We start from the raw sequence: 12,571 nt of genomic DNA on the forward strand, positions 1-12,571 counted from the left end.
TCTTTATGCTTCTTTTACTACAGACCTCTTTCCCTTTAATACAAATGATACCCCTACAGCCATTAAAGCTAAAATTTGTGTAATAACAATTATAAATAATAGAGAAATAATATTCCCTTTTAAATTCCCACCGCCAAATATTATTGTATAATAACCATTCGCAGCGTACGTGGCGGGAAATAATTCACCGATTGTTTGATATGTTTTTGATAACATTGCATGTGGTACCATCACACCGGAGCTTACGAGCTGCAAAGAAAGTGAAATAATATTAAAAAGCATGCCCACATTTCCAAATAAGGTGATAAACATTTGAGTTATTGATAGGAAAGCAAAAAAGACTATTGTCAATCCACTTTTTGTAAATGATTAAGAACGATATTCGTATAAACAACAAAAAATTTGAAGTATGATTAATATCAAACTAACTAAAGACAGAGCTAGCATACTTATGTGTAGAGATGGCTGAAACATAATAATTGCTCCCCAAACCCCTATACTAAAAAAGAAAAATTGAGCGATAACTCCAAATACATTTTAGCCCCTCCCTACACTCCAAATTTACCATATATATATATAAATTTTTTTGATTTAAATTGCGAAGTATCCTGTATGGCACAAGGGAAATAATTTATTTCAAACGCATACATAATTACATAGATTTGGGAAAAACTTGTATAGAAGGAAAGATACAATAAGGAGGAATATATAATGAGAATTCTACTTTCAATTCTTTTAACTCTTATGCTTGTACCCGTAATGACAGGGTGTAATCCAAATAATCAGAACAACGCAGCATCTGATGATAAGAAAACAACTGAAGAAACAAAACAGGAAGCAACGCAAGATTTAAAACTTAATTTTAATGAATTTAGTTTAGATACTGATTATCAAGATACGAAAAAAGACTATGAAGCAGACTACAAAAATAAAGCAAATGAAAAACAAATGGAAGCAAAAATTGAGGATCATAAAACAGATGCAAAATTAACAGGCGATGAAGCTGTTACAAAACTAGGACCACTTCTACAAAAATTAAAATTTGATAAAGACACACCAGACCAAGAAGTAATTGATCAAGTTGTTGATGTATTCCAACTTGATAAAGACTATCAAAAATTTGATTTAGAAGTTGTTTTCTCTGATGGAACGAAGAAAGAATATAAGAAGGAAGTAAAATAAAGAAGTAGGCAATGTGCCTACTTCTTTATTTTTTCTCATATCGTAAACTTGGCTCAGAACCAACTATATATTCTAAACCGGATACAGATAATTTTTGTAAATAAGAATCTGTTGGGAAAAGAATTGGAATTAAAGGCTATTCTGTAAACATAATATCTTCTGCTTTATGCAATAAATCAAAACGCTTATTTTCATCCTGTTTTACTTTTGCTTGATTAATTAAACTATCATAATATTTAAGGTAAGGAAGAAAATTATTCCTTCTTATTAGAAAGGAGATATACAATGGATCCATTACTTATGGCTGTTATAGGATTACCGTTAACAATTGTAATCTTAGTCATAATCGGCTTCTATAAATTATTTGTTAAAAAGAAAAGTATCACTTCCTTCTACACCCCTTTTGACAACATTACTGGCCAAACAATTTCAGAATTTCATGAAGAGCAAAAAGTCTTAGTAGCTGAAGACGAAGACGGGGATGGGAAAAAGAAAAAATAACCTTGCGCATCGCAAGGTTATTTTTGTGCTTCTTTTTGAAAACGTTTATAGTATGTTGAAGCTGTCGAGAAATGAACCTCTATATCACGAATTAATGATGAATCTTCCTCTTTCGCTAATTTCTCTAACTTTTTTATTGCTTGTTCTGTTTCATCTAAGAAGCCAATATATAACTGATGTTCTTGTTCTTTTGATTTCGGAACACGGATTTCTTTACGAACATGATCAATATCTTCTAGCATACTTGCTGTTACTTTTTGTACATCTTCTTTAAACTTCGGGTGACCTAACGTTTTCCCGCCTTTTTCTTTTGCTTCTTCCCATAACTTCAGAGATTCATTTAACTCTTTATTCATTTTCTCATCATATTTCTTATGCACATCACGATATGCTTTCATATCTTCTGACTGAGCAGTTGATTGCTCTACTTTTTCTTTTGATTCTTTTACATCCTTGTCTCCATTACATCCTGCTAGAAGGAGCATACTTCCAAGCAAGACAATACCCCATACTTTCTTCATCTGTTACTCTCCTTTTATCTACGTCTACTACTTGTCTCCTCTTGTTATTATAACGAGAACGATTCAAATTTTGCACTTATGAACTTACTTTTAGATATATATCATCATCTTTATCACAGTACCGTCACTTTATACAGCCAGTATCTCCATAAGTTTTCCCTATGCCTTACAAAACTGTAAGCACACATATAGAACATTGCATGGTAGACTGGCATATACATGAAGTAACTATATTAAAAAATCATTATTCATTTTTATAAAATAAAAGGAGCAATATATATGTACAACAAAATATCATTTATGGAAGAGGAACTCTCTATTCTCATACGTGAAAGATCACTCCATATTGAAAATACAGATAGTCTCCACCGCGTACTAAAAAAGAAACACACCCATCTCAAACTCGCTCAATATTTAAAACAAGAACATACAAACCAATATGGTACAATTCTCAATATATCTAATCAATCACTAGCAATTGAAATTATTGGCCATGTTTATATTGGAAACTTTGCCGATATATTAAAAAATATTCCTCGTATACCAAAAATCGCTCCGATAATCGTAGAACGAGCTTATAGAATTACAGACCATACAGATATTATTGACTGCGGGGAAAAAGAGGTTGATTCGAATCGATGGGTTTGGGATAAACTAGCTGTTTTATACGATGCAATTACGAATAACATGTATGACATAATTCAAAAAAAATAATAAAAACCCGGTAATATCTTTACCGGGGCTCTTTTAAACGGAAGAATCCAATATGTATCTTTACCGCTTATTATTTATTAACAGTTGTACGACTGCGTTTATATACAAAAGCACCACCAGCAAGCATTACAACTCCAAGTAATGTCAATAAATTATCGCTACTTGAAGCACCTGTTTTTGGAAGAGATTTTGTATTATCTACCTTTGGTGTTGTAATAACTTTTGTTGGTGTTGGTGTCGGTGTAACCTTTGTTGGTTGATTATTTACCTGATTTGGATTTGGCGCTTGTGTATCAGGCTTGTTGCCACTATTCCCTTTACCATCATCGTTGTTATTTCCACCTGTATTTTTATTATCTTGTTTCTTGCAATCCTTTTGTTCTACTTTCTCTATTGGCACTTGTATTGCAATTGTTTGATCTCCACGTTTTGCTGTAAATGTAACTTTTAATTCTTTTAATTCTTTCGTTGTTTCCCCAACAACTTGGAAGTATAAAGCAGATCCTTCTCCAGCTCTCATTGTTTTAACTGGAATTGTTGCTGTATTTCCATTCCATTTAATATCTAAGTTCATTGTTCCTTTATCTGTTCCACCTTGCAAAGAACCATCTTTTAGATAATCCGGAATTTCTCCTTGTGTATAATGATCTGGAATTGTTAATTTAATATCTTTTGGAACATCGATTTGCACATCAAAGCCCTTTAACGCATCCATTGTTAAGTTTTGAGTCGTTAATAAGAAATCTAATGTAAATTGGTTTTCCTTTAAATTCGGTACACAAGTTGTAGCTTTTGCCTTACCTTCAAAACGTAAATCTTTATTCATCTCGGAAAAATCAAGATTCGCGCTTCCTTTAATTTTTCCAAGAGGTTCATATCTACCCTTATTAAGTAAATATAGTCCAATATCTTTATTTACTTCTTTTCCAGCTACATTTCCAAGCACAGGTATTTTCACATTTTTTGTAACAGTTTTTCCCGGTTCCATATCTGGCAATGGCAGTGACATAGCTTCAGAACCATCCTCAAGTTCTATGTCTCCACCTAGCCCTTCAGGGATAGAAACACCAAGATATACACCACTTACCTTTTCTTTTGAGTTATTCGTCACAGTTGCAGTGACATCTAATACATAATGATTTTTTTGTGCATCCCATTTCGCTTTACCTGTCACACTCCCGCTAAAATCAGCAGTAGATATCTGATTTAAATCCTTAGCATCCTCTTTTGATTCTTTGGCTGGGGGTGTATTTACCGGCTGTCCTGATGGATTTGCAGCTTCTGGTTTTTCTGGCTTACTCTTCACATTTGACTCGTTCTTTTCTTCTTTTTCAGCTTCTTTTACTGATTCGCCTTTCTTTTCTGAAGTAGGCTGTTGTTTTTGTGGGTCTATCTTCTCTTGTTGTACATCCTTCACTACTTCTTTAGACTCTTCTTTCTTTACTTCCACATCGCCTTGTTCCTGTTGTACTTTATTCCCGTTTACTGTCGGATCCTTGATGTCATTTTGCTTTGTAGTTACCTTTTCTTGATTTTACATCTGTGTTTCTTTTACAATTTCCTCAGGTGCCGCCAAAGCCGCAACAGGCGAAAAAGCTAAAAGTGATACGAGAGTTACGGCACTTACTTTCTTCAGCATACTAACACTCCTCATCCCATTTTTGTTCTAGTTTATGGATTTTATAGTTTCATTGAATAATAAAATACAAAGAATCCCATAAGCTAGACCAAATATCCATTATAAGGAAATAACCTAGCAAAAACAATTAATTTATCGAATAATGAGATTTTTTAGATTCTATATATACTCCCTTAGAAATTTCAACTAGGGTCTTTACAACTCTTATTGATGGACCATATTTTGTTTGGTTACTTGTTAATAATAAAAGAAAGCCGCAACCATACGTTGCGGCTTTCTTTTATGCCTCTAAATCTTTCTTTTCTTGCAATATAAACTGCCTTTCACTAGGCTTTGCCATCAAGAGATAACATAAAACTGCTCCCATTTCACAAAGAGCAATAATAACCCCCATAGGCAATGCAGTATGGGTTCCTCCAATACCTACTAAAGGTGCAACAAGTGCCCCAGAAATAAACTGCAATAATCCAAGCAAAGCTGAAGCTGTTCCTGCAGCTTGTTTTTGATTTCTCATCGCTAGCGAAAAACCTGTTGTTGATACAATCCCAACGCTCGATACAACAAGGAATAATGAACATAACACACCAATTAATCCAATCCCTAGTACAATCGTGAGAAGTAAGGAAATACCACCGACAGCTGCAACTCCAATACCAGTTACAAATAAAGTTTTCTCACTTATCTTCCCTGCTAAACGGCCGGTAATTTGGCTAGCAATAATAATACCAATACCATTAATAGCAAAGAATAAGCTAAATTCTTGTGGTGATGCCCCGTATATATTTTGCAACACAAACGGTGATCCCGAAATGTAAGCAAACATGGCTGCTGATACTAATCCTTGGGACAAAGCATATCCCATAAACAAACGATCTTTTAGCAAATTCCCATACGTCGCCAATGTTCCTGATAAACCACCTGTTTCCCTCTCTTCAAGAGGTAATGTCTCACGTAACACAAAAGTAGCGGATACTAACATAAATACACTTATCGCTCCAAGAACGATAAAAACTCCGCGCCACGATGTAAATTGTAACAATTGCCCCCCAATAATTGGAGCTAAAATCGGAGCTGCTCCGTTTACTAGCATAAGCAGCGAGAAAAACTTCGTCATTTCAGAGCCTGAGTACATATCACGTACCATAGCACGCGATATAACAATTCCAGCTGAACCTGAAGCTCCTTGTAAGAAACGCAAGAGAACTAAACTCCAAATAGATGGTGCAACAGCACAAAGTAAAGAAGATGCAACATAAATAATAAGAGCAATAATAAGCGGTTTGCGCCGTCCATAAATATCACTAATTGACCCAACAAATAGTTGTCCGACCGAAAGCCCTAGCAAGCAGGCTGTTAAAGTAAGCTGAGCGAGAGAAGCATTCGTTTGTAAATCATCCGTTAATTTTGGTAACGAAGGTAAATACATATCAATAGACAATGGCCCAATTGCTGTGAGTGTCCCTAATACAAGAATCATCCATAACCTGTTTGCTTTTACAGGTTTATATACATCGTGATTAACTTCATTCACTTCCATCATTCATCCTTTCCATTATAAACTCGGAATCGTAACAATTATAGTTACAACTTAAATATACGTCAAGCACATCGTACTTTCCTGTGTAACGAAATGAAAAAAAGCGATAGAATCTCTATCGCTTTACTTTTTCAAGTTGCCATTTGTAAATTTAGATACAGAAGACATCGTTTCTCCTGTGTCTAAATATGTAATTTGAATTGAATCTCCCACTTCTGTAAACATAGCGTACGGGAAATCTTTTGCTGAAATCATAAATACCTTTTGCTCATTTTCCAGCAGTACAAATACAATTGTGTTTTCACCTGATTTTTCTTTGTAGACGCGTTGTACAACGCCTTCCTTTTGTGCTTCTTTTCCACTTGAAGTCGGACGAAATGAATCGCCGCTTCCAGTTAGCACACTCTTATAATTTTCAAGGGCTTCTTTTTGCGTTGAGCCTGTCGCAAATACTTTTGCATTTGAAGCATAGATAACGGTATGGGCACGCACTAACCCTCCATCATCAATAACAGGTACAATCCAAGAAGGTTTGCCGTATACATTATAAATAACAGGCATTGTTCCATGCCATTTTTCCCTCTTAAAGGAATTATCCACCACTTCTGTAGCAGCCGAACCATCCATAATCCCTTTTACTTCTTTTCCATTATAGTAATATAGCTTCCCTGTACGTGCATCCACTAAGGAATAACCTAAAGCGGAATCGACACCTTCTTTTGGAGAAGTAAAATCTGTAAAGTAATACAGTTTTCCATCCTTCCCGAATATTGGTGTAACCCCTTCCTTCGTTCCCCATTCGGTTGGAATCTTTACATCACTTTGAGAGAATTTCGTATTCCAAAAACCATGTATGAACTTACCGAAGTACGTATTTAATGTTGATGCTGTCTCATGATTTAATACACCATCTATGAACTTAGGTGCTTGCCCTTTATCATATCTTTTCACATCACCTGTTTGTGCATCCACAACTACAACGCCTTGCACTTCAAATCCTGACCTTCCGGAAATAAATTCACCATATGTCATTGTATAATATGGCTTTCCTTTATCATCTACTTCAAACTTCGGCTTTCCTTTAAAGATAAGGTTTGGTTCTGCTTTTCGAACAACCCTCTCCAAGTTATTACTAAAGAACATACTCGGCACATATTTCATTTTATATCCAAGTTGCAATTTAGCTTCTGCATCAGGATTTGTACCAGACATCGTCACATAACCTGGGATTGTTTCTGCCTTACGCGCTTTAAAGAATCCTGAGACTTCAATTGGAGCTACATATAACGCTTCTCCATTCACCATTTGTGGTGTAAGCTCCCCTAATTCAAAATAAGCCACTTTTGGAATATCTCCAAATACCTTTTTCATCTTATTTTCTGCCGTTTTTGGAGGAACAGTAAACGGTTGATCATTTTCCGTAAATGGCTCTGAAATATCTTTTTCTTCTTTTACAACAGAATCATATTTATTTTGCGAGATTACTAGATCATGCAAGTAACCAAAATATCCATAAGATACAAGTAAAACAAGCATCGCTATTGCTTTTAACTTAACTTCTAATCTTCCCCTTCTCTCTTGAGAAACGAGGACTACTCCAATTAACACTGCAATTACAACAGAATAATGTGTAAGAATCGAATCTACACGGTCATCAATTAACCAAAAATATTCATAGATTGCAATACCAATCCAAAGTAAAATTGGAATAACTAAAATGGGTGCTGTCTTCTTCTTTACGACTTTCTCAGATCCTTTTTTATCCACTGTACGAAGCGCCTTACCGCCCCTTGTCCATGGAATCAAAAACAACGTGAGAATAGCCAAAACTAAGAATTTAATCAAAGGCAATTTCTCCTTTTATTGTGTCTTATATTTAATTATACCAAATAAGGGTTAATAAGGTGAAAATGGGAATATAAAATATTTTTATGATAAAATTGGAAATGAATACCTAAAAAGAAAGGAGTAATCATGAAAACAAATACAGTATTAAAAGATGATCTTACCAAAGAACCGTCTATATTCAGCATGATCACTTCACCCACACTACAATTCCAAAGAATGCGTACTCACAAGCCAATTATCCTACCATTAATCATTATTTTACTTTTAACAATCATTACGAGCGCCCTTACCTCATATGTCACACTGAATAATCCTGCAATCAAACAAATGAACAGTAATTCTGCTTTTCAAATTCCTACTCATATTACTTTCTTAACTACTTTCGGCTTTGCTGCAGTTAGCGGAATTATATCCGTGTTTTGCGCCCCTATTTTCTATAAAAACATTATGATCTTTTTTGGAGTCGACACAACTTATAAAGAATTACTGTGCGTTACGCTCTATTCCGTATTCATTATGAAACTCGGTATGTTATTGAATGGAACCATCGCTATTTTACTAGGAAATCATCAAATTTCCTATACGAGTTTAGCACCCCATACCCATCAACTTAAGAATGGAAACAAAGTGTACTTTCATTTTGTGGGGTAAAGCATTCCTAAAATAGAAGCATACTCTTAATAATACGCATACCAAATAAACCCTATCGTTTTATTAAAAGTCAAGGAAATAGTAATGAAATCCTATATTTATGCGATTGAATATAATGTCACACATTTTATAAGGTAAAAAGGAAAGGATAGATGAACAGGAGAGTATACCTGTTTACATCTATCCTTTTTTACAACAATATGACCACATTTACTACTACAACAAGGATTTTTACCACAACAAATTTTCATATAGTTATTGAACTATTTTTTAAATAACTAAATTAACCTCTTCGTTAACTTTAATTACGAATAAATGGTCTCCTTCACCTTCAATTGGATCAACTACATCTTCATTAAAAGATTCAGCATGTTGTCTACCATATCTATTAAACTAGCGGTTTTTATTTTCCCTGATTCCTTTCCATACCTAAGGTACCCAAAAGTCCACTGGATTCCCGAGGCTACCATCCACATTTGTGTCTCTGAAAAGACATTTTGTGCCACTAGACGTAACTGTAGATTCCTGAACAAGCAAAATCATGAAAATACACACAAAGATAGATTATCATCCATTACATTACTGTTTTGCTTCGTTCGAATAGAAAAACTCGGAAGAACGCCACTTGTTCGATATCTCCTCAATGTGATAAGGTGTCGTTCTGCAGCATCCACCTATTAAACGTGCACCTGCTTGGTACCATTCTTCAGATTGAATATCCAACGCGTTACATTGTTCATGACCATGCCATGTTTTTGTTTCTGGATTATAAGTTTCACCAGAGTTTGGATAAACAATAATCGGTTTTTTGGTGTTTGCCCTCAACTCTTGGATTGCACCAGTCACAACGGTTACTGGCGCACAATTGATGCCTATCGCTACAATTTGTTCACTTTTCTCAAAAGCTCGTGCACACTCCACGAGTTTCATACCTTCACTAATCTCTTTCTCATTTTTTAGCGAAAAGGAAAGCCACGCATATGTTTCTGGAAACTCACGCAATAATGTATCTAATACTCTTGCTTCTTGCAGGGAAGGGATCGTTTCAAATGCCAATAGATCTGCACCTGCTTCGATTAACGCTGACATTCTCGAACGGTGAAAGTCTGCTAATGTTTTATCTGTCACACCATAGTTGCCTACATACTCTGAACCATCTGCAAGGTAAGCCCCGTACGGCCCAACTGATGCAACAACCAATGGTTTAGGCCTATTCGTTTGCGTATTTTCCTTCCAAAAATCATCTCTTGCCCTTCTTGCAAGTAACACCGTTTTCTTAATTAATTCCAAAGCTTCCTGTTCTTGTATTCCACGCGCGGAAAAACCACTAATAGTAGCTTGATAGCTTGCTGTTATGGCACAGTCCGCTCCAGCACGAAAATAGTCCGAATGAACCTGATAAATTAGTTCCGGATTTTCTAGTAACACACGTGCCGACCAAAGGGGATCGTCCAAATTACATCCATGCGCCTCCAATTCTGTAGCTAATGCTCCGTCAAGAAGCATAATGGAATGTTGGGATAAAATAGCATCAATTGGGTTGATTTTGTTCGACATAATCTACGCCCCTCTTTTTTAGATTTTTTGTTAGATAATAACTTCCATAGCAAAACAAAATAAACGGTATGCCGCAATATAAGGCAATTCTCTGTGTTGGATCGAATGCAATTCCAATACACGATGCCAGACAAAGGATAAAAGAAGCAATTGGTACTAATGGATATAGTGGTGTGCGATAAATCAAGTCCTTTTCAGAATTTCCTTCTTCCAAAAATTGTCTGCGAAATAGGAACTGGGAAGCACTAATACTCATCCAAACTACAACTACTGCTAGACCGGAAATGGAAACAAGTACGATATAGACAGTATCTGGTGCCACAATACTTGAGAGCAAAGCCAAAGCTCCACCCACCATGCTGAAAATGACGGCGTTGATTGGAACACCTTGCTTCGTCATTTTTCCAAAAATCGGGGATATCGTATTCTTATTAGCAAGCGACCAAAGCATTCTAGAAGAGGCATAAAGGCCTGAGTTTGCCGCAGATAAAATGGCTGTTAAGATAACGAAATTCATTATGTCAGCTGAGTATGGCACCCCAATTCGTTCTAGAACTGCAACAAAAGGGCTCTCTAATACCCCTGCATCGGAAATAGGCAATAACGCAGATAAAACAACAATCGTTCCTACAAAAAAGATGATCAATCTCCACAGAGTAGTTCGAATGGCCTTCGGTATCATTTTTTCCGGGTTCGCTGTTTCTCCAGCTGCAATGCCTATTAATTCTGTTCCCGAAAAAGCAAAATTAACCGCAAGCATGGTCATTATAATGGCCGTAGCACCATGAGGAAATAAACCTCCACTTGTAAAATTAGAAAAGAATGGTGCTGCTTTTGAATGAGTCATCGGAAGAAACCCTAGCATTGCCGCTACTCCTAAAACAATAAAAATCACAATAGCTATAACCTTTATCGATGAAAACCAAAATTCGGATTCGGCGAAAAATTTAACAGTCAGGACATTTAATACAAAGATCAAAATGGCAAAAAGAGCACTCCATACCCAAACATTAATCGATGGAAACCATCGCTTCATAAGTAATCCTGCGGCTGTAAATTCAGAACCTAAAGCAACAGTCCAAGTTAACCAATACAACCAGGCTACTGTATACCCTGTACCCGGTCCAATGTATTTAACTGCATAACTATGAAATGCGCCCGTTTCAGGCATATGTACGGAAAGCTCTCCTAAACATAGCATAACTAGATAAACCACTAGCGCACCAATCAGATAGGATAGAATTGTTCCAAACGGGCCAGCTTGTTGAATAGTGTAACCCGAGCTTAAGAATAAGCCAGTTCCAATCACCCCACCAAGTGATAGCATGACTAAATGACGTGCTTGCATTTTCCTTTGAAATTCTTGCCCATTTTTGTTCTCCATTTCTACTCTCCTTTAGTTACTATCCAGAAAAAACAAAAACGCACTCTAAAAAAGAGGGCGCTACTGACAAATAAAAACGGAAGCTCTCATCTATCAGGATTATCACCCGCTGGAATTAGCACAGTGTCTACTTAAGCAGACCTGTTGCTGAGGTTTCATAAGGCCAGTCCCTCCACCTCTCTGGATAAGAAATATTTTTTTATAACCTTATCAATCCATTCAATAACTGTCAAGATAATTCTGTTTTTTTAAAAATTTATCTATTATAGAAATACAAAAAATAGAGTATTACTATAACTGCAACCCACTCCTTCTTGGGTATTATTTAAAAATCGAACATACAAAACCTCATTTATTTATGATACGGTTCACAAGCACTTCCTCAAAATTTGATGCACTTCTAAATATCTTCTTACTTCTTTGGCTATGGGGTCACCATACATAACCATCAACTCAGGAGATTTTAATACCCTCAAATATCAAAAAACGTTATCCTTTCTAAACAAGCTAAATTAGAAAGGATGATGTTTTCTTATGAATCTCTCGATTCAAGATGAATTACTACCATTTGCAGAAGAATTACAACGATATGTTACACCTGTATTCTTAGAAGAACTTGCAAGAGAAATCGGATTTATAAAGCGAAAACGTAAGTTTTCTGGCTCAGATTTAGCTACGATTTGTATTTGGATCAGTCAACGAGTAGCAAGTGATCCCTTAGTACGATTATGTAGTAGGCTTCATGCAGCCACTGGTACTTTACTCAGCCCTGAGGGCTTAAATAAGCGTTTAAACGCTAAAGCAGTTTTGTTTTTACAACATATTTTTTCTTTACTGTTACAACAAAAAATATGTGAACAAACGCAAATTTCTAACCATCTCTTCACTTATTTTGGACGAATCCGTATCCTAGATGCCACCGTATTTCAGGTGCCAAATGCTTTAGATAATGTATATCCAGGCTCTGGAGGCTGTGCTCAAACAGCCGGAATCAAAATTCAATTAGAATATGATCTGCACAGTGGGGAATTTCTTAA

12 protein-coding genes, 1 pseudogene and 1 riboswitch are annotated in these 12,571 nt (G+C 35.8%); of the genes and pseudogenes, 5 read left to right on the forward strand and 8 right to left on the reverse strand.

Annotation, left to right across the window (positions count from 1 at the left end; all coding sequences use genetic code 11):
* Positions 1-3 precede the first annotated feature (3 nt).
* Positions 4-351 carry an ABC-2 transporter permease gene (locus tag Y7E_RS0126920; RefSeq protein ID WP_026049365.1) on the reverse strand — a complete coding sequence of 116 codons (348 nt, stop codon included), beginning with the start codon at positions 349-351 and terminating at the stop codon, positions 4-6.
* A gap of 360 nt (positions 352-711) precedes the next feature.
* Between Y7E_RS0126920 and Y7E_RS0126925 the strand changes: the two genes are divergently transcribed.
* Positions 712-1,182, forward strand: a complete 471-nt coding sequence (locus Y7E_RS0126925) for a YusW family protein (RefSeq protein ID WP_017154302.1) — start codon at positions 712-714, stop codon at positions 1,180-1,182.
* A 25-nt stretch (positions 1,183-1,207) separates the two neighbouring features.
* On the opposite strand, the pseudogene Y7E_RS34620 reads toward Y7E_RS0126925, so the two are convergent.
* Positions 1,208-1,426: pseudogene (locus tag Y7E_RS34620) on the reverse strand (peptide ABC transporter substrate-binding protein); the annotation flags it as partial.
* Positions 1,427-1,467: 41 nt separating this feature from the next.
* Between Y7E_RS34620 and Y7E_RS0126930 the strand changes: the two are divergent.
* Positions 1,468-1,683, forward strand: coding sequence for a DUF3951 domain-containing protein (locus Y7E_RS0126930; protein ID WP_017154303.1), 216 nt, complete (start codon positions 1,468-1,470; stop codon positions 1,681-1,683).
* A 17-nt stretch (positions 1,684-1,700) separates the two neighbouring features.
* On the opposite strand, the gene Y7E_RS0126935 is transcribed toward Y7E_RS0126930, so the two are convergent.
* On the reverse strand, positions 1,701-2,204 hold the full coding sequence (locus tag Y7E_RS0126935) for a hypothetical protein (protein WP_017154304.1): 504 nt from the start codon (positions 2,202-2,204) through the stop codon (positions 1,701-1,703).
* A 279-nt stretch (positions 2,205-2,483) separates the two neighbouring features.
* Here Y7E_RS0126935 and Y7E_RS0126940 point away from each other — a divergent pair, with 279 nt between their 5' ends.
* Positions 2,484-2,918, forward strand: coding sequence for a hypothetical protein (locus Y7E_RS0126940; RefSeq protein ID WP_017154305.1), 435 nt, complete (start codon positions 2,484-2,486; stop codon positions 2,916-2,918).
* 70 nt (positions 2,919-2,988) lie between these two features.
* Here Y7E_RS0126940 and Y7E_RS30445 read toward each other — a convergent pair whose 3' ends face one another.
* The 3 genes from Y7E_RS30445 to Y7E_RS0126955 form a co-directional block, all read right to left on the reverse strand.
* Entirely contained in the window at positions 2,989-4,368 is a 1,380-nt protein-coding gene (locus Y7E_RS30445) for an LPXTG cell wall anchor domain-containing protein (RefSeq protein ID WP_017154306.1), read from the reverse strand.
* A gap of 469 nt (positions 4,369-4,837) precedes the next feature.
* Complete coding sequence (locus Y7E_RS0126950; protein ID WP_026049366.1) at positions 4,838-6,097, reverse strand: multidrug effflux MFS transporter; 1,260 nt, start codon at positions 6,095-6,097, stop codon at positions 4,838-4,840.
* A gap of 120 nt (positions 6,098-6,217) precedes the next feature.
* Positions 6,218-7,936, reverse strand: a complete 1,719-nt coding sequence (locus tag Y7E_RS0126955) for a DUF3981 domain-containing protein (RefSeq protein WP_026049367.1) — start codon at positions 7,934-7,936, stop codon at positions 6,218-6,220.
* A 132-nt stretch (positions 7,937-8,068) separates the two neighbouring features.
* Here Y7E_RS0126955 and yknW point away from each other — a divergent pair, with 132 nt between their 5' ends.
* Complete coding sequence (yknW, locus tag Y7E_RS30450) at positions 8,069-8,593, forward strand: YknW family membrane protein (RefSeq protein WP_017154310.1); 525 nt, start codon at positions 8,069-8,071, stop codon at positions 8,591-8,593.
* Positions 8,594-9,172: 579 nt separating this feature from the next.
* On the opposite strand, the gene mmuM is transcribed toward yknW, so the two are convergent.
* Both mmuM and mmuP read right to left on the reverse strand, forming a co-directional pair.
* Entirely contained in the window at positions 9,173-10,150 is a 978-nt protein-coding gene (gene mmuM / locus Y7E_RS0126970) for a homocysteine S-methyltransferase (protein ID WP_017154312.1), read from the reverse strand.
* Positions 10,125-11,534 (reverse strand): S-methylmethionine permease, encoded by a 1,410-nt coding sequence (gene mmuP / locus Y7E_RS0126975; protein ID WP_017154313.1) that lies wholly within the window; start codon positions 11,532-11,534, stop codon positions 10,125-10,127. The genes mmuM and mmuP overlap by 26 nt, the downstream gene beginning before the upstream one ends.
* Positions 11,535-11,617: 83 nt before the next feature.
* A riboswitch (SAM riboswitch) is annotated at positions 11,618-11,725 on the reverse strand.
* Positions 11,726-12,068: 343 nt separating this feature from the next.
* Between mmuP and Y7E_RS30455 the strand changes: the two genes are divergently transcribed.
* Positions 12,069-12,571: IS4 family transposase (locus Y7E_RS30455; RefSeq protein WP_017154314.1), on the forward strand; the 503-nt coding region annotated here is incomplete at its 3' end.

It is taken from the genome of Bacillus bingmayongensis (genome assembly GCF_000299035.1).
GTDB lineage: Bacteria > Bacillota > Bacilli > Bacillales > Bacillaceae_G > Bacillus_A > Bacillus_A bingmayongensis.